Source organism: Streptomyces graminofaciens, from assembly GCF_030294945.1.
Taxonomy (GTDB): Bacteria; Actinomycetota; Actinomycetes; order Streptomycetales; family Streptomycetaceae; genus Streptomyces; species Streptomyces graminofaciens.
Map to the genome: position 1 here is coordinate 4,185,150 of NZ_AP018448.1, position 17,651 is coordinate 4,202,800.

Consider the following 17,651-nt stretch of genomic DNA (forward strand, 5'->3'; position numbering starts at 1 on the left):
GTCGGCTCCTACGCGGCTTCCGGGGCGGCTTCGGTGATGCGGACCACGGCGGCGCCGGCCTCCATGCCGGTGCTCGCGCCGATGAGCAGCACGTTGTCGCCGGGGCCCACCTGTCCGGTGCGCCACACGTGCTCCAGGCCGAGGAAGAGGTCGGCCGCGCCGGTGTGCCCGATCGTGCTGACGTACTCCCAGACGGTCTTCTCCTCGGGCACGTCGAGCGGCAGCAGGAACATGGCCTCCAGGGCGGGCCGGCCGAAGCCGACGTGGCACACCTTGGTGATCTGGTCGAACGTCAGGTCGGCTTCCTTCAGGGTGCGTTCGGTGATCTCGGCGACGCGGTCGCCGAAGTTCTTGATGGGCGGGGCCTGGCCCTCCGCCCACTGCTCGCGGACCTTCTCGGCGCGCTCGGCGAAGTTCAGGCCCCGGCCGCGGGTGACGCCGGGCGGGAAGAGCTCCTCGCCCGCGCGGTGCAGGATCTCCATCGAGGAGTCGGACAGGGAGCCGACCGCGAGCAGCTCGGCGAAGCCGGAGCGGCGCGAGAGGACCACGGCCGAGCCCGCGTCGGCGAGCACGAACAGCCCCGAGGCACGCCAGCGGTCGACACCGGGCGTCGAGTAGTTGTCGCCGGTGGTGATCAACGCCGCGTCGTGGGTGGGGTTGGCGATCAGCCGGTTGGCCGCGATCTCCACGGAGGCCAGCATGCCGAGGCAGCCCTGCTTGACCTCGACGGCCGGAACCGGACGGTCGACGGTGTTGTTGAGGATGTAGTGCACCGCGGACCAGCCGTCGGGGCCCTGGTGGTGCGTGTAGCTGTGCAGCAGGACGCCTATGTCGTCGGGGCCGTGTCCGGAGCCGGCCAGCGCGGTCCGTGCCGCGTCGATCGCCAGCTGCGGGGCGGGAGTCGACTCACTGACGGCCGCCGACCGCATGCCCGAGGCCGTACGGGCCCCCTCGTCGTACAGGCCTTCCGCGACCGCGCGCTCGGCCGGGAGCAGGGGCGGCAGGTGGCTGCCGATCCCGGCGAGATACAGGTTCGCAGTCCTCATCGAGCCGACTCCTTCACGGGGTTGATTCCTTCGTGGGTGGATCACGCACGTGAGCGGTGGGGGTGGGGCGTTCGCCGCCCCGGACGGGCCCTGGGTGCGTCGGCCGCAAGCACAACACCGGTCGTGTCCGGGGCTCATGAGTAGGCGGTACTCAACCGGCCGGGGCCCGCTCACCCCCCGGCCGGGGTGGGTTGCGCAGGTCCTGCACCCCCTTTCGCGCGGCGCGCCCGATGGCTGATTTGAGTACCGACTACTCGCGCCGCTGTGCGGGCCTCGCTGCTGTGCTGCTGGGGCCCAGGCACTCACGAGGTCACGAGGGAGAACCCATGTCGAGGTCGCGTCCGGAACCGGGCGACTGGTCGAATGCCGCGGAACTCGCCGAGCTCCAGCGGGCACAGCTGCCGAGAGTGCTCGCCCAGGCGCTGCGCTCGCCGTTCTACGCGGCCCGTTACGAGGGCCGTGACGCGCCGCGCACCGCGGAGGACTTCACCGGCGTCGAGCCGACCACCAAGCAGGATCTGCGCGACCAGTACCCGTTCGGGATGCTCGCGGTGGAGCGCGAGCGGCTCGCCACCTACCACGAGTCCAGCGGTACGGCGGGCGACCCGACCGCCTCGTACTACACCGACGAGGACTGGACCGACCTCGCCGAGCGGTTCGCGCGCAAGTGGGTGGGGATCGACCCCTCCGACACGTTCCTGGTGCGCACCCCCTACGGTCTGGTGATCACCGGTCATCTCGCGCAGGCCGCCGGCCGACTGCGCGGTGCCACCGTCGTGCCGGGCGACGCGCGCTCGCTCGCCACTCCGCTGTCGCGGATCGTGCGCGTCATGAAGTCCCTCGACGTGACCCTCACCTGGTGCAATCCGACCGAGATCGCGCTGCTGGCCGCCACGGCCAGGGCGGCCGGTCTGCGCCCTGCGGAGGACTTCCCGTCCCTGCGGGCGATGTTCACGGCGGCCGAGCCGCTCACGGCGGTGCGCCGGCAGCGGCTCAGCGAGCTGTGGGGCGGCATCCCGATCGTCGAGGAGTACGGCTCGACCGAGACCGGCACGATCGCGGGACAGTGCCCGGACGGGGTGCTGCACCTGTGGGCGGACCGCGCGATCTTCGAGGTGTACGACCCCCGGACGGGCGAGCTGTCGCAGTCCGGGCGCGGCCAGATCGTGGTGACACCGCTGTACCGCGACGCGATGCCCCTGCTGCGCTACAACCTCGCCGACGAGGTCGAGGTGTCCCACGACCCGTGCGGTTGCGGATGGCTGCTGCCGACGGTGCGGGTGCTCGGCCGCGCGGGCACGGCATACCCGGTGGGCTCCGCCTCGGTCACTCAGGAACGCCTGGAGGAGCTGGTGTTCGGCCTCCCTGCGAGCTACGAGGTGCTGTTCTGGCGGGCCATGGCCCACCACGACGTGCTGCGCGTCGAGTTCGAGGTGCCGGACGCGGTCCGCGACCGGGCCGTCAAGGAGCTGGGCGAGGCCATCGACCGCGAGCTCGGAGTCCCGCACCGTGTCACCGGCCTGGCCCCCGGCACGCTCGTCCCCGCCGAGGCCCTCACCGCGCAGCGGGACATCCTCAAGGCCCGCTATCTCTACGCGGAGGGCGAGGACTGGGACGCGTGGAGCAAGGGGGTCACGTTCTCATGAGCACCTCGGCCGACTCCCTTGACCTCCCTTCCCCTTCTCGTCGTCCACCGCGGACGACGCCGACGCTGAGCGGTGACCCCATGAGTGAGCTGTCCCCCCTTCCGCCGAGCCCCGAGGACCCGATCGCGGTGGTCGGCATCGGCTGCCGTTTCCCCGGTGGCGTCGATTCGCCGCAGGCCCTGTGGGAGTTGCTGATGGACGCGGTGGACGCGTCCGGTCCGATACCCGAGGAGCGGTGGGCGCCGCAGCGGGCGCAGTCGCGCGAGAACGCGGCCGTGCTGTCCCGGGTGACGGCGAACGGCGCGTTCCTCGACGACATCGCCGGGTTCGACGCGTCGTTCTTCGGCATCTCGGCCACCGAGGCCCGCCAGCTCGACCCGCAGCAGCGGATGGCGCTGGAGGTCGCCTGGGAGGCGCTGGAGCATGCGGGCATCCCGGCCTCCGACCTCGCGGGCACCGACGCGGGCGTGTTCATCGGCGTCGGCACCGACGACTACGGACGCCGGCTGCTGGAGGACCTGCCCGGGGTGGAGGCCTGGACCGGTATCGGCTCCTCGCTGTGCGGCGTGCCCAACCGCATCTCGTACACCCTCGACCTGCGCGGCCCGTCCCTCGCCGTCGACACCGCGTGCTCGTCCTCGCTCGTGGCCGTGCACCAGGCGTGCGCGAGCCTGCGCTCCGGCGAGGTGCCGGTCGCTCTCGCGGGCGGTGTCATGCTGATGGCGGGCCCGGGCCTGACCACGGTCCTGGACCTCGCGGGCGCCATCTCGCCGGACGGCCGCTCCAAGGCCTTCGACGAGGCCGCCAACGGCTACGGCCGCGGCGAGGGCTGCGGCATCGTCGTACTCAAGCGCCTCGCCGACGCCCGCCGCGACGGCGACCGGGTCATCACGCTGATCCGCGGCACCGCCGTCCACCAGGACGGCCGCACCGACGGCATCATGGCGCCCAGCGCCACCGCCCAGGCGCATCTGATGCGCAAGGCGTACGAGGCGGCCGGTGTCGCCCCGCACGAGGTCGACTACGTGGAGGCGCACGGCACCGGCACCCGGGTCGGCGACCCCATCGAGGCGTCCGCGCTCGCCGCGGTCGTGGGGGCCCGGGCGGAGGACGGGCGGCCGTGCCTCATCGGCTCGGTGAAGACCAACATCGGTCACTGCGAGGCCGCGGCGGGCATCGCCGGGCTCATCAAGACGGCGCTCGCCATGGAGCACGGCGTCATCCCGCCCACCCTGTCGGTGGCCGGGCCGCGCCGGGACATCCCCTGGGCGACCTCGGGCCTGAGCGTGGTCACCGAGCCGACGCCGTGGCCCGAGACCGGCCGCCCGCGGCTGGCGGGCGTGGCCAGTTACGGGTACGGCGGCACCATCGCGCACGCGGTGCTGGAACAGGCGCCACAGGACCCGCGGGACTCGCAGGACCCACAGGGCCATGAGGGCCATGAGGGCCATGAGGGCCATGAGGGCCATGAGGGCCATGAGGGCCATGAGGCCCCACAGGCCGCCGGGCCCGCCCTGTACCCGGTGTCGTCGGCGACCGTGCCGGGGCTCGCCGCGCAGGCCGCCCGGCTGGCCGGGGCGCTCGACGCGCACGAGCCGGCCGACGTCGGTCACACGCTCGCCCACCGCCGAACGCACCTCGCCGCCCGCGCGGTGATCCTCGCCACCGGCCGGGACGAACTCGCCGAGGGGATGCGCGCGTTGGCCGAGGGCCGGCCGGACCCCGCCGTGGTGACCGGCGAGCCCGCGGGCCGGCCGCGGAACCCGGTGTGGGTGTTCTCCGGCCACGGCGCCCAGTGGGCGGGCATGGGCCGGGACCTGCTCGCCGAGGAGCCGGTGTTCGCCGCGGCGATCGACCGCCTCGGCCCCGTCTACGCCGAGGAACTCGGCATCACCCCGCGCGAGGTGCTCACCGGCGACGATCTGGGGTCGGTGGACGTCATCCAGTCGATGCTGTTCGCCGTGCAGATCGGCCTCGTCGAGGTGTGGCGCCGCCACGGCCTCGCGCCGGACGCGATCATCGGGCACTCCGTGGGCGAGATCGCCGCGGCGGTCACGGCCGGTGTGCTGACCGAGGAGGACGGCGCCCGGCTCATCTGCCGCCGCTCCGCCCTGCTGCGCAAGGTCGCGGGCAAGGGCGCCATGATCATGGTGGACCGGTCCTTCGACGAGGTGAGCGACCGCATCGGCGTCGCCCGGGACGACCTGCGCGCGGCCATCGCCGCCGCCCCCTCCTCGACCGTCGTCGCGGGCGACATCGCGGCCGTCGACGAGGCCGCCGAGCGGTGGGCCGCTCTCGGCTGGACGATCCGCCGGGTCGACTCCGACGTCGCCTTCCACAGCAGCCACATGGACGAGATCAGCGCCGACCTCGCCGTCGCCGTCGCCGATCTGGAGCCCCGCCCGGCCCAGGTGCCGCTCTACCTCACCGCGGTCGACGACCCGCGCTGCGGCCGACGGCAGGACGCGCACTACTGGGCCGCCAACCTGCGCAACCCCGTCCGCTTCCACCAGGCGGTGCAGGCGGCGGTCGAGGACGGGCACCGACTGTTCCTGGAGGTCTCCGCGCACCCGGTGGTCAGCCACTCGATCACCGAGATCCTGGCCGGCGCCGGGGACGCGCTGGTCGTGCCCAGCCTGCGCCGCAACCGGCCCGAGAAGGCCACGCTGCTGACCTCGCTGGCCGCGCTGCACTGCCGGGGCGTGGCGGTCGACTGGTCGGTCCTGCAGCCCACGGGGCGCCGCACCGATCTGCCCACCACCGCCTGGCAGCACGACCGGCACTGGGTCGACGCGCGCGGCGGCACCGAGCCGCCGGTCGACACGCTGCTCGGCGCCGAGACCGCGGTGCACGGTTCGCGCACCCGGGTCTGGCAGACCACGCTCGACCTGCGCACCCGGCCGTATCCGAGACGGCATCCCGTCCTCGGCACCGAGATCGTCCCGGCCGCCGTCCTCGTCAACACCTTCCTCACGGCGGGCCGTACGGACGTCCTGACCGACCTGCGGCTGCGGCAGCCGGTGGTCGTCCCGCAGCAGGAGACGCGCGAGGTGCAGGTCGTGTGCGACGAGGGCGGGCTGCGCCTGGTCTCGCGCCGGCTCGGGGCGCCCGACGCGTCGTGGGCGGCTCACACGCTCGCCGCGGTCGGGGAGAGCCCCGAGCCCACCGCCCCGGTCGTCGTCACGAACGCCTCCGAGTCGCTCGACCCCGGGTATGTGGTCGAGCGGCTCGCGGAACTCGGCGTCGCCGACATGGGGTACCCGTGGACGATCGAGGAACTCCGGCGCGGCGAGGGCACGTTGACGGCCGTCGCGAGCGCGGACCTCGACCGCAGCTGGGCGGCGATCCTGGACGCCGCGCTGTCCATGGCGTCGGTGATCTTCTCCGGCCCCGGGGTACTGCGGATGCCCGCGCACATCGACCAGGTCACCCGCCGCGGCGCGCCGCCGCGCCGGGCCGTCATCTCGGTCCGGCTCGACGAGGACCAGCCGACCACCGTGCACGTCGACGTGCGCGGGGTGCCGGACGACACGGAAGAGGCGGTTGACGCGGACGGTCCGGAGTCGGTGCTGACGCTGCGCGGGCTGCACTACGGCGAGCTCGACGGCGAGCTGTCCGGCGAGGAGCAGTGCGCCGGCGGCCGGTTCGAGATGGCCTGGCGGCCGTTCCCGGTGGACAGCGCGGCACGGTCCAGTCTGGTGGGCCGCACCGTCCTGGTGCTGGGCGCGACCGACCTGGCACGGGCGCTGGTGCCGGAGGCCGCCGCGCACGGAGCGACGGTGAGCGTCGACCGGTCCGGGCTCGCCGACGCCGACCACGTGCTGTTCGCGCCCGGCGCCGCCGAACCGGCCGACGTCGCCGTGGAGTTCGCCCGCCTAGTGGCCGAGATCGCCGCGCTGCCGGACCGCAAGCCGCTGCTGTGGTGCCTGACCCGAGGGGTGCGCGACGCGGCGGCCGTCGGACACCTCGGCGGGGCCCCGCTGTGGGGCATGGGCCGGGTCACGGCGAGCGAGCACCCCGAGTTCTGGGGCGGCGTCGTCGACCTGCCGGTGGGGCCGGCGGAGGAGCTGCCCGCGCGGCCGCTGTTCCACCTGCTGCATCTGCGGCCCGCCGAGCCGGTGCTCGCCGTGTCCGGCGGCGAGGTGTTCACGCCACGGCTGGTGCCGGCCGAACCCGCCCCGGACGGCGAGCAGTTCACCTGCCGCCCGGACGGTACGTACCTGGTCACCGGCGGTCTCGGCGTGCTCGGTCTGGAGCTGGCCGGTCACCTCGCCGCGCGCGGCGCCCGCCGGATCGTGCTGCTCGGCCGTACGCCGGTGCCGCGGCGTGCCCAGTGGGTCGACGGCGATCCGCGCGTCGAGGCGCTGCGGCGCCTGGAGGCGGCCGGGGTCACCGTCCGCACGGTGGCCGCCGACATCACGGACGCGGAGCGGGTGCGGACCGCGCTCGACGCGCTCGACCTGCCGCCGGTGCGGGGCGTGGTGCACGCCGCGGGCACGGTGCACAACGCCTTGATGCACCGTCTGGGGGCCGGCGAGTTGCGTGCGGTCATGCGGCCCAAGGTCGAGGGCGCGCTGGTCCTGCACGAGCTGTTCCCGCCGGGTACGACGGACTTCTTCGTGCTGTTCTCCTCCGCCGGCCCGCTGCTCGGCCTGCCGGGCCAGGGCGCGTACGCCGCCGCCAACGCGTTCCTCGACGCGCTCGCGGCGCACCGGCGGACCGGCGGGCACGCTGAATCGGTCTCCATGGCGTGGACGAGCTGGCGCGGTATGGGCATGGCCACGTCGGCCGAGGCCACCGACATGGAGCTGGCGGCCCGTGGCACCGCCGACATCGCCCCGGACCAGGCGCTGCGCGCCTTCGACCAGACCGTCGGGCGGGTCGCGAGCGGCCTGGTGGCCGTGATCGGTCTGCTGCGCGGCCACACCGGGCCGCGTCCCGCGCTCCTCGCCGAACTGGCCGTCGACGGCTCGGCTCAGCCCCAGGAGGTGCCCGACTGGGTCGGCCTCACGGGCGACGAGCTGGCCGAGTACCTCCTGGACGACGTACGGCAACGGGTCGCGTCCGTGCTCGGGGTGCGGCCGGAGGCCGTCGGCGTCCACCGGCCCCTGACCGAGGCGGGCGTCGACTCCCTGCTCGCCGCGGCCATCCGGGTCGCCCTCGAACGGGATCTGGGTGTGGCCCTGCCCGCGACGCTGCTGTGGAACTACCCCACGGTGAGCGAGATCGCGGGCTACCTGGCCGGCGTCCTCACGGACGCCCACGCCGTCGAGGAACAGCCCACGGCGTAGCACGTGGCGGCGGCCTCCTGGGTGGCCGTCGCCCATCTGCCGCCGCGCTCACCGGCACACGACCGGGTGCGGCCGGTCCCGGTGACCGCGGCGGCTGTCGGCACACGACAGGGACGGATGTGCGGATCCGACCGACGAAGCCGACAGACCGAGGGGCCGGACGCCGTCGCGTCCGGCCCCTCCGGCCGTCACCGGCCCGCCCGTCGCCGCCCGGCCCGCATCGCGGATCGGGGCGCGTCACCGGCTCGCCCACACCACGGGCCTCTCCGCATGACAGGTCCGGCCGCACCGGGGGTATCCACCACGACCGCCCCAGCGGCTCCACGAATCCGCCCGCACCGGAGGGCTCACCCAGCGAGCCCGGATCGCTGTCAGGCGCGGGCCGGCCGGCCGACGTCGTCGCCGGGGCCTCGCACCGGCGGAGCGCCCCTTTCGGGACGGCTTCGCCGGCCGTTCGAACTCGGCGGATTCGTTGCCAGGGACGCGTCAGCGACTGTCAGCGGGCCTGTTCAGCATCGCTTCGGCGCCGTCCAGGGAGCGTTCGACGGTGAAGCGGAAGAAGTCCAGCTCGTGCTCGGCGTGGTCGGCCTGGGCCTCGCTGCGGGCGATCGCCTGGGCGGCCGCGGCGGCGAGGCCGGGGTGGGAGTCGTCGTCGGCGAAGGCCGCCATCGCGCGGCCCATGTCCGCCCGCGCCGTGGGGAAGTCACCACGGTCGTCCTCCACGGCCACCAGCATGAAGGCGCTGTTGAGGAGGTAGCGGTAGATCTGCGTGGCCTGCCCGCCGAACCCGGCGTCCAGCAGCACCTTTATGCCCTTGTCGATGGTGGACAGAGCCGCCGGGACATTGGGCCCCACCACGACCATCCGCCGGGCCACCCCGGGGTACTGCCGCAGCACCGCCCGCCCTTCGAGCATCAGCGTGCCGAACCAGTCGCGCCACGGCACGTCCGTGTCCGGCACCGGGATCCGGGAGATCACGCGATCGGTGACCCCCATGACCACCGCCTCGCGGTCGCCGACGTGATGGGCGATGACGCCTGGCCAGACGCCGAGCTTCGTGGAGACCTGACGGATCGACCAGCCGTCCAGCCCGCGCTCGGCGGTGAGTTCGAGCGCGCTGTCGATGATCTTGTCCGCCGTGATCGGCGGCAGGCCCGCCGAGGCGCGTGACTTGCGGCGGGGCGCTGTCTGCGACATGGCGAAACCACCTATCAATGGGAGTCGGTCGGCGCGGCGGCGGCAGTTCCCACCAGACGCGTTATCAGGTCCAACCCTAACCTATTAGCCACTGTCTAAGAGGATGCTGTAATCTATTAGCCACTGTCTAAGAGGATTCCCGTCGACCCTCTGGGCCGACCCGCGCGCACCACCCGTCCGGTACGGCCGGCGGCCCGCACGACTCTCGTCCCGATACGTCCGTGGCCCCTCGCGCCGCACCCGGGCGCCCACGCGCGCCCCTCGATCCATCCCACTCGATCCCGACCCACTCCTCCCGGAGAGGCTCCACGCCCATGCGTAAATGGATGCCACTGCTGGCCGTGTGCCTAGGCACCTTCATGCTCCTCGTCGACGTCACCATCGTGAGCGTCGCCCTGCCCCAGATGACCGATTCCCTGGACGCGTCGTTCTCCGCCCTGCAGTGGGTGGTCGACATCTACGTCCTGGTGCTCGCCGCCCTGCTGATGGCGCTCGGCTCGCTGTCCGACCTCACCGGCGCCCGCCGCGTCTACCTGGCCGGTCTCGCCGTGTTCGCCGTCGCCTCACTCGCCTGCGGCCTCGCCAACAGCAGCGAGCTGCTGATCGCGGCCCGCGGCGTACAGGGCCTCGGCGCGGCGGCCATGTTCGCCACCAACACCGCGCTCCTCGCGAGCAATTACGAGGGCCGTGACCGCGGCGTCGCGTTCGGCATGTGGGGCGCGGTCAACGGCGCCGCCGCGGCCGCCGGGCCCATCCTCGGCGGCGTGCTCACCGAGCACCTCGACTGGCGGTGGATCTTCCTGGTCAACCTGCCCGTCGCCGCCGTCGCCCTGTACATCGGCGGCAAGCACCTGAGCGGCTCGTCCACCCGGACCGACCGTCGCGTCGACCTGCCGGGCACCGTCACCTTCACACTCGCCTCGACCCTGCTCATCTTCGCGTTGATCCGCGCGGGCGAGGACGGCTGGGGCGCGACGAGCACCCTGCTGCTGTTCGGCGGTTGCGCGCTCGCGCTGATCCTGTTCGTGCTCGCCGAGCGCGGCAGGCGGGACCCGATGCTGGACCTCGGCCTGCTGCGCACCCCGTCCTTCGGCGGCCTGATGACCGGGGCCCTCGTGTTCAGCGCCGCCGCCTTCGCCAATCTGGTGTTCGTGTCGGTGTGGGCCCAGACGGTGCTCGACTTCAGCCCCGTCAAGGCGGGCCTGATCCTGATGCCGCTCAGCCTCATGTCGTTCGTCGCCGCGGGGCTCGCGGGCCGTTTCCTCGCCCAGGTGCCGCCGCAGTACCCGATCGGCGCCGGCCTGCTGCTGATCGGCGCGGGCACACTGCTCGAAATGCTCGTCACCGGCTCCTCGGGCTGGATCGCCCTGCTGCCCGGCTTCCTCCTCACCGGCCTCGGCGTCGGCATCGCCTCGCCGATCCTCGCCTCGGCCGCGCTCGCCGCCGCCCCGGCCGACCGCGCGGGCATGGCGGGCGGCGCCGCCAACACCTTCCGTCAGCTGGGCTTCGCGCTGGGCATCCCGGCCGTGGGCACCCTCGTGTCCGGCGCGGTCGCGACCAAGCTCACCGACAGCGGGCTGTTCGACGACGCCGACAGCGCGGCCGAACTCGTCACCGGAGGGCAGTCGGCGAGCGTGCTCGCCGGGGTCCCGGAGCAGTCGAAGGCCGCGGCGGCGACCGTCGTCGAGGACGCCTACGCCGCCGGTCTGGACCTGGCGTTCCTGGCGAGCGGCCTCGCGGCCCTCGTCGCCGGCGTCCTCGTCCTGCTCGTCGTACGCCCCTCCGCGCGACCGGAACCCGTCGACGAGCAGCACACGCGCGCGGCGGAGCCGGCGGAGAGCGCCGCACATCCGGCCTAGGACGGACGCGGCACCGCGCACCCGGCACCGGTCGGACGCGGCGCCGCCCGGCACAAGGCAGGCTCAGGCTGTGACGTCCGTACGAGACGGCACAGCCTGAGCCTGTGTCCGAACCATCCGAACCACCGGGACCGGGAAACGCCCGGGACCGGAGAACCATCGGCACCGGAGAGACACCGCACCACACCGTTCGCGCGACGCGGACGCGGACGCGGACACTGACACGCCCACGCGGACACACGGCAGAGGCCGCCCACCTTTAACGGTGGGCGGCCTCTGTTCTGCTGGCCCGGCCCGGGGGCGGGGGTGTCCCCGGACCGGACGTTCAGTGGGCGGCGGTTCCGCCGCCGGCCGCGTCGGCGCGCGCCTGGTCGTCGATGCGCCGCTTCGCGTCCTTCCAGTCGATCGGCAGCTGCTCGACCGGCACCTCCCAGAAGGTGAACGTCGAGTCACGCATGGTCGAGCGCAGGCCGATCATGATGCTCTTGTGGGGTTCCGTCCTCGCGTACTTGTACAAGGCGTCGCGGTTCTCCCAGGCCGACAGCGTGAAGAACACGCCCTTCGTCAGCTGGGCCTCCAGGGAGGCGCCGAGCGCCCCGGGCGCCTTGCGCACCTGCCCCCAGGCGGAGAGGGACTTCAGGAAGAAGCGCGGTACGTCCTTCATCGACCGCACCTCCAGCCGCGAGGCCATGACGAAGGCGGTGGTGTCGGGCCTGGCCGGGTTCGGCTTCGCCCAGGGAAGAGTGGGCACGGTAGTCTCGCCTCCACAGTTGGTGAGTGGCGGTATCTATACTAGACAGTGACACTGCCCAATTGCCAGTGGATGGAGCGGAAAAGCTGTGCGTATCTCGGAGCTGAGCCGTCGCAGCGGTGTGCCGACCGCGACGATCAAGTACTACCTGCGAGAAGGTCTGTTGCCGCCCGGTCGCCCGACCGCCGCGACGCAGGCGGAGTACGACGAGCACCACGTCCGCCGGCTGCGGCTGATCCGCGCCCTGATCGGGGTGCGGGGACTGTCCGTCAGCGCGGCCAGGAACGTGCTGGACGCCATGTCCGAGGGCGAGACCGACACGCATTCGATGCTCGGCCTCGTCTTCGGACTGTCGACCTCCGCCAAACCCGGCGAGGAACCCGGCGAACCGGAGTCCTGCGCACCGGGCGACTCGGAGGCCGGCGCCCTGCTCACCGAGATGGGATGGTCCACCACGGAGCACAACCCGGCCCGGCACGTCATCGACGAGACGCTGCAGACCCTGCGCTCGCTGGGCGTGGACTACGACTGGCGGTCGCTCGTGCCCTACGCCCGGCTCGCGGAGCAGACCGCCGCCCTGGACCTCGACCAGCTCCAGGCACCGCTGGACCCGATCGAGAAGGCCGAGCGCGCGGTGCTGCTGACGTTCCTGCTGGAGCCCGCGCTGCTCGCGCTGCGCCGGCTCGCGCAGGAGGCCGAGTCCCAGGCCCGGTACGGCACCTGATCCGCTTCCCCGCCTCCCCCACTTCAGCGCCCCGGAGCACGGCCAGGCGTGAGTGAGAGGTACTCAATTCCCTTCGGATACCGCGCTCTCCACCGGTGCGGGACTCTGCTTTCCACATGGACAACTGAGTACCCACAACTCAGGAACGCATGCCCTTCCGCATGGTCTTCTCGGTGCGAACGGACGGCACGCCCACCGTGCCCGAAACACTTCGCGGGGAGGAAAGAAAATGCGCTTCCGAATTCTGGGATCACCCGAGTTGTACGACGACGTCCGCCACCGACACATTCCGCTCAATGCTCCCAAACAACGCCTGCTGCTCGGCGCTCTGCTCTCTCACCCCAATCGCACGGTGCCGCGGGAGACACTCGTCAGGGAACTGTGGGGCGGAACACCGCCACGAAAATCGGCGAGCACACTCAACGCCCATGTCTCGCTGCTGCGCAAAGCCCTGCTCGAGGTGGAGCCGGAGCGGGCGAACGCGCCGCGGCTCGTGGCACGGGGCTCCGGATACCTCCTAGAGGCCGCCCCCGAGGAGACCGACTTCGGGCGCTTCGGCCAGGCGCTGGACCGGACGCGTCGAACGGCCGCCCTGGACCCCGAGAACGCCTGCACGGCGCTGCGCGAGGCGCTCGGACTGTGGCGCGGCACCGTACTGGAGGGCGGCGCCCACGGCCCCCTGTGCGCGGAGCTGACGGCCCGTCTGGAGGAGGAACGGCAGCAGGCCCTGGAGCTGCTCTTCGACTGCGCGCTCCGCGCCGGCCTGCACCGCTACATCGTGCCCGAGCTGGAGGAGGTCACCGCCGCCCATCCGCGTCGTGAGCGCTTCCACGACCAGCTGATGGAGGCCCTGTGCGGCTGCGGGCGGGAGGCCGACGCGATCGGCGTCTACCACCGGGCCCGTCGCCACCTGCCCGCCGAGGCCGACCGCACGCCGCTGCTGACCGCACGCCTCGCGCGCATCGGCGCCCGCTCCCTCGTGCCGCCCGCCCCCGACGCCCGACCCCGGGAGGCCGTCCGGCCCGAGGCGGACCACGAGTCCGTGCACTCGGTGTTCGGTTATCTGGCGGAGCTGCTCAGCGGACAGGTCCTGCTGTCCCCACGTGTGTGAGGAGCCGAAAGGCCCCGGCACCCGTAAAACGCCTTGCGCCCCCGCCGGAAAGCGGGGGCGCAAGGCGTTTTACGGGTGAGGGAATCAGAGCTCGCCGACGATCTGCCGAGCGACGTCCATTCCGGAGGAATACCCGGCTTCGTGGGACCCGATCTGGTCCACACCGTGACGCTTCGCGTGGAAGTACGAACCGCACAGCTTGACCCGGGTTCCGATGTTCACGTCGTAGATGTCCTTCTGCATCTCACGGACGGGCACGTCGATGATCGGGTGCGTGTAGGGGAATTCGGCGATGACCGATTCCGGGGCGACCTCCCGCGGATAGTCGAGTGTGACGAAGTAATCCTTCTCGGCGGTGAATCCGTGGAGCTTGTTCATGTAGTACGCGACATATGTGCGGTCCTGGCCGTCGACCTGCACCTTGCCGTAGTTCCAGGCCTCCCACCGCTCACGGTCGGCCGGCATCACCGAGGGGTCGGTGTGCAGGACGACCCGGGAGCCGTTGTAGCGGACCTTGGACAGGACCTCGCGCTGGCGCTCGGTGGGGTTGTCGAGCATGGCGAGCGCCTCGTCCGCGTGGGCGCCGACGACGACGTGGTCGAAGCGCTCACTGCCCTTGGCCGTGGTGACCATGACACCGTCGTCGTCCTGGCGGATCGAGGTGACCGGCTCGCCGGTGCGGATGTCGGCGCCGATGGCGGCGAGCGCCTTGCGGACGTAGGAGATCGAACCGCCGCCGACCGTGCGCCAGTCCACCTCGCGGCCGCCGAGACCGCCCTCGTCGTGGCCCATGAAGAAGGCGATGGCGGTGCTGGCGGGCATCTTCCAGATCAGCTCGGCGGGGATGGACCAGACGGCCGAGCACAGCAGGATGACGTACGAGGTGCGGAACGCCTGGCTGTAGCCGCCCCGGTCGAGGTACTCACCGAGCGGGATGTCGGCCTTCTTGCGGACGAAGTCCCGGCGTCCCTCGGTGTGGAAGCGGCGCGCGTCGCGCCAGATGGTCAGGAACTCCTCCGAGTAGCGGGCCGCCACCTCCTCCTCCGCGAGGTCGAACTCCCTGGTGCCGTACTCCAGGCCGCTGTCCAGGTCGAAGAAGTTGAAGGCGCCCTTGTGCTCGACCATCTCCACGCCCAGCTCTTCGAAGAACTCGCAGAGGTTCGTGTAGGCGGGCCGGTTGAACACGACGAACGCCGTGTCGATGCCGAGGGTCCTGCCGTTCTCCTCGACCTCCACGGTGTTGGCGTGGCCGCCGATCCGGTCCTCGCGGTCGAAGATCGTGATGCGGGCGCGGTCGCGCAGGTGGTAGGCCGCGGAGATACCGGAGACACCGGCACCGACGACGGCGATACGGGGAATGGTGGGCTGCGGCATGGTCATGTCCTTCACAATCGGTGTCATACGTACGAGAGGTCGGCGAAAACGGTGAGACCCGAGGAAGCGGAGGGGTCGGTCAGGTCCGCCAGGTCGGTGCGGCGCAGGCCTCCCGGCCGGCCGTGCTCCGTCGCCACCGCCAGGACGTGGCCGGGGCCGGGACGGAGCAGGTCGAACCACCAGCGGGCGTCCGCGCCCGGCGGCCCCAGCGGGTCCCGCACGGTGATGCGGTCCCCCGCACGGTGTGCGACGGCGAACGAGCCGAGGTCCCGGGTCAGCCCGGTGCCCAGCCCCTTGAGGTACGCCTCCTTCAGCACCCACAGCTCGCTGGCCAGCGCCCCCCGCGCACCGGGCGCGGCGTCGAAGAGCTCCGCCCGCTCGGCCGGGGCGAGCCGCCGGGCCACATGGGCCGTCAGCTCGGCGGAGGCGGGCGTGCTCTCCACGTCGACGCCGCAGCCGCGGCCCCGGGTGACGACGCAGGCGATGAGCCCCGCGCTGTGCGAGAGGTTGAACCGTACGCCGTCGTGGGCCGGTTCGGGCTCGGGCCGCCCGTGACCGCCGGTCGTGAAGCGCCAGTGGTCCAGCGGGCGGCCGGTGCGGGCGGTGAGCGCGTAGCGGCACAGCAGGCGTGCGCCGAGGTAACGGCGCCGCGCGCCCAGGGTGAGCCGGCGGTCGAGGCCCACCTGCTCCTCGGCGGTGAGCAGCCGGGTGCCGCCGAGGGCGTCGGCGAAGGAGTCCACGGCCCGTTCGGGCAGCAGCCACAGATGGGTCGTCTCACTCCGGGTCACACGGCACTCCTCGGCGATCGGGGGCGGGCTGGGACGTGTGGGGGCTTCCGCCACACGCCCCCGGGGCACGGCGGAGCGGCCTACAGGTCGTCGGCGCGCTCCGCGAGCGGGAACTGCCAGTGCGAGAACAGCCGGTTCTCGCGGTGGAGGTGGCGCAGCACCTGCATGACCTCGTCGACGACGGACTGGTCGGTGATGAGCTCGTGCGGCCACAACTGCCTGCGCAGTCGCTCCAGTTGCAGCAGGAGCAGCGCCCCGCTGGGCAGCGGGTCCTCAAGCACCTCGTGCGAGTGCACATAGGTGTGGACACACGCGGCGGCGGCGTGCAGCAGGCAGTACTCCTTGGCCATGTCGAACAGTTCGGGCGACTGCGCGTAGGCACGGCCCATCGAGGTCTTGTAGGCGGCCGCGCGGTCGGCGAGCGGCCAGACGCGGTCGAGTATCTCCTCGGCCACGTCGGCGGCCAGCCGCAGCCGGTCGCGCTCGGTTCCCTTGGCGGCGGCGGCCAGGGCGCGCAGCCGGAGCAGTCCGTCGGGGGCGGCCTGCACGACGTCGTCGAGGCCCCGGCTGAACAGCTCCTGCTTCCACGGCTCGTAGACCGGCAGTTCGCGGTCGATGCCGAAGAGGACCTCGACGCGCTCGGCGGCCCGCGCGTCGGTCTCCGGGCCGGCGCTGGTGATCGTGTTGAGCAGCCCGCCGAGCTGATGGCCGAGGTTGCGCAGGTTCACCACGGTGTTGCCGTCGGCGAAGTTGGTCACCAGCAGGTCGCGCAGCATCTTCTGATGCATGGAGTAGTGCCCCTGCCCGCGCAGGAACATACGGGCGCCGAGCACCGTGTTCAGCTCCGCCATGGACTTCTCCAACAGCGTGGGGAGCAGGTACTTGGCCACCGAGGACACGACGCTGACCTGGTCCGGGGCCGCCTGGAGGCCTCGGGAGGCGCCGATGCTCACCGCGTCGGCCACCATCAGGTCGGCGAACGCCTCCGTCAGCTGGCGCCGGGTGTAGGGGACGTCGCTGACGGCGCCGCCGAACAGCACGCGGTTCTCGGTGAAGTCGAGGTTGACCCGCAGGGTGGTGTCGACGGCCGAGAGCGCGAGGCTGCTGATGACGGCGCGCATGGCCTGGCTGGCCTTGAGCGCGATCTCCAGGCCTTGGCCCTCGCCGCCGATCAGCCACTCGTCCGGCACGAACGCGCCCTTCAGACGCACCCCGCTCAGGTCGAGGGCGCGCAGCCCGTGCAGGGGCTCGCCGGGCAGTTCCTCGATGGTGTCCGGCGCGGCCGTGGTCTTGTCCAGGATGAAGATGGAGTGGGCGGCCGGGCCGCCGCGCTTGCCGGTGCGGGCGAAGACAGCCATCTTGTCGGCGACGGTCGCGTTGCCGATCAGCCACTTCTCGCCGGTGAGGAGGTAGCCCCCGTCGACCTTCTCGGCGACCGTCTCGTTGGCGAGGAGGTCACTGCCGTGGTCGCGCTCGGACAGTCCCCACGACAGTCCGCCGCCGTGCTTGAAGTCGGCGATGAGCCGCTGCTTCTGCTCGTCGGTGCCCGCGATCCAGACCGGCATGAAGGCGAGGTTGGTGATGACGAGTGCGGTGGCGGTCGTGGGATCGCGGCGGGCGACGATCCGCATCAGGTTGAACCCGGTCTCCACGTTGCCGGCCCGGCCGCCCTGTTCGGCGGGGAGCGAGTACTCGTGGACGCCGAAGCGGCGGAGCTGGTTCACGAAGGAGTGCGGGTACTCCTCGCGCTCGTCGCCGCGCAGCACCCGGGCGAAGGACATCCGGCTCTCGGCGTCGTACGGGTCGCCGAGGTACCGCTCCAGTTCGGCGGCCAGGGCGACGAGATCTGCCTTGGACATGAGTG

The 17,651-nt window shown here is 72.4% G+C and carries 11 protein-coding genes; 5 read left to right on the forward strand and 6 right to left on the reverse strand.

Annotated features, from left to right (window positions below):
- Positions 1 to 8: 8 nt before the first annotated feature.
- Positions 9 to 1,046: a ketoacyl-ACP synthase III family protein gene (locus SGFS_RS17900; protein ID WP_286251505.1), complete on the reverse strand. Its 1,038-nt coding sequence runs from the start codon at positions 1,044 to 1,046 to the stop codon at positions 9 to 11.
- Between the two features lie 326 nt (positions 1,047 to 1,372).
- Here SGFS_RS17900 and SGFS_RS17905 point away from each other — a divergent pair, with 326 nt between their 5' ends.
- Entirely contained in the window at positions 1,373 to 2,692 is a 1,320-nt protein-coding gene (locus SGFS_RS17905; RefSeq protein WP_286251506.1) for a phenylacetate--CoA ligase family protein, read from the forward strand.
- A gap of 80 nt (positions 2,693 to 2,772) precedes the next feature.
- On the forward strand, positions 2,773 to 7,983 hold the full coding sequence (locus SGFS_RS17910; RefSeq protein ID WP_286251507.1) for a type I polyketide synthase: 5,211 nt from the start codon (positions 2,773 to 2,775) through the stop codon (positions 7,981 to 7,983).
- A gap of 486 nt (positions 7,984 to 8,469) precedes the next feature.
- On the opposite strand, the gene SGFS_RS17915 is transcribed toward SGFS_RS17910, so the two are convergent.
- Complete coding sequence (locus SGFS_RS17915) at positions 8,470 to 9,180, reverse strand: TetR/AcrR family transcriptional regulator (RefSeq protein ID WP_286251509.1); 711 nt, start codon at positions 9,178 to 9,180, stop codon at positions 8,470 to 8,472.
- A 314-nt stretch (positions 9,181 to 9,494) separates the two neighbouring features.
- Between SGFS_RS17915 and SGFS_RS17920 the strand changes: the two genes are divergently transcribed.
- Positions 9,495 to 11,039 (forward strand): MFS transporter, encoded by a 1,545-nt coding sequence (locus SGFS_RS17920; protein WP_286251511.1) that lies wholly within the window; start codon positions 9,495 to 9,497, stop codon positions 11,037 to 11,039.
- 325 nt (positions 11,040 to 11,364) lie between these two features.
- Here SGFS_RS17920 and SGFS_RS17925 read toward each other — a convergent pair whose 3' ends face one another.
- Positions 11,365 to 11,790, reverse strand: a complete 426-nt coding sequence (locus SGFS_RS17925) for a DUF3291 domain-containing protein (protein WP_286251512.1) — start codon at positions 11,788 to 11,790, stop codon at positions 11,365 to 11,367.
- Between the two features lie 88 nt (positions 11,791 to 11,878).
- Here SGFS_RS17925 and SGFS_RS17930 point away from each other — a divergent pair, with 88 nt between their 5' ends.
- Both SGFS_RS17930 and SGFS_RS17935 read left to right on the forward strand, forming a co-directional pair.
- Complete coding sequence (locus SGFS_RS17930) at positions 11,879 to 12,514, forward strand: MerR family transcriptional regulator (RefSeq protein ID WP_286251514.1); 636 nt, start codon at positions 11,879 to 11,881, stop codon at positions 12,512 to 12,514.
- A 229-nt stretch (positions 12,515 to 12,743) separates the two neighbouring features.
- On the forward strand, positions 12,744 to 13,625 hold the full coding sequence (locus SGFS_RS17935; RefSeq protein WP_286251515.1) for an AfsR/SARP family transcriptional regulator: 882 nt from the start codon (positions 12,744 to 12,746) through the stop codon (positions 13,623 to 13,625).
- 84 nt (positions 13,626 to 13,709) lie between these two features.
- Here SGFS_RS17935 and SGFS_RS17940 read toward each other — a convergent pair whose 3' ends face one another.
- The 3 genes from SGFS_RS17940 to SGFS_RS17950 form a co-directional block, all read right to left on the reverse strand.
- Positions 13,710 to 14,999 (reverse strand): NAD(P)/FAD-dependent oxidoreductase, encoded by a 1,290-nt coding sequence (locus SGFS_RS17940; RefSeq protein ID WP_286251516.1) that lies wholly within the window; start codon positions 14,997 to 14,999, stop codon positions 13,710 to 13,712.
- A 23-nt stretch (positions 15,000 to 15,022) separates the two neighbouring features.
- Positions 15,023 to 15,787 carry a 4'-phosphopantetheinyl transferase family protein gene (locus SGFS_RS17945; protein WP_286251517.1) on the reverse strand — a complete coding sequence of 255 codons (765 nt, stop codon included), beginning with the start codon at positions 15,785 to 15,787 and terminating at the stop codon, positions 15,023 to 15,025.
- An 80-nt stretch (positions 15,788 to 15,867) separates the two neighbouring features.
- Entirely contained in the window at positions 15,868 to 17,646 is a 1,779-nt protein-coding gene (locus SGFS_RS17950) for an acyl-CoA dehydrogenase family protein (protein ID WP_286251519.1), read from the reverse strand.
- Positions 17,647 to 17,651 lie beyond the last annotated feature (5 nt).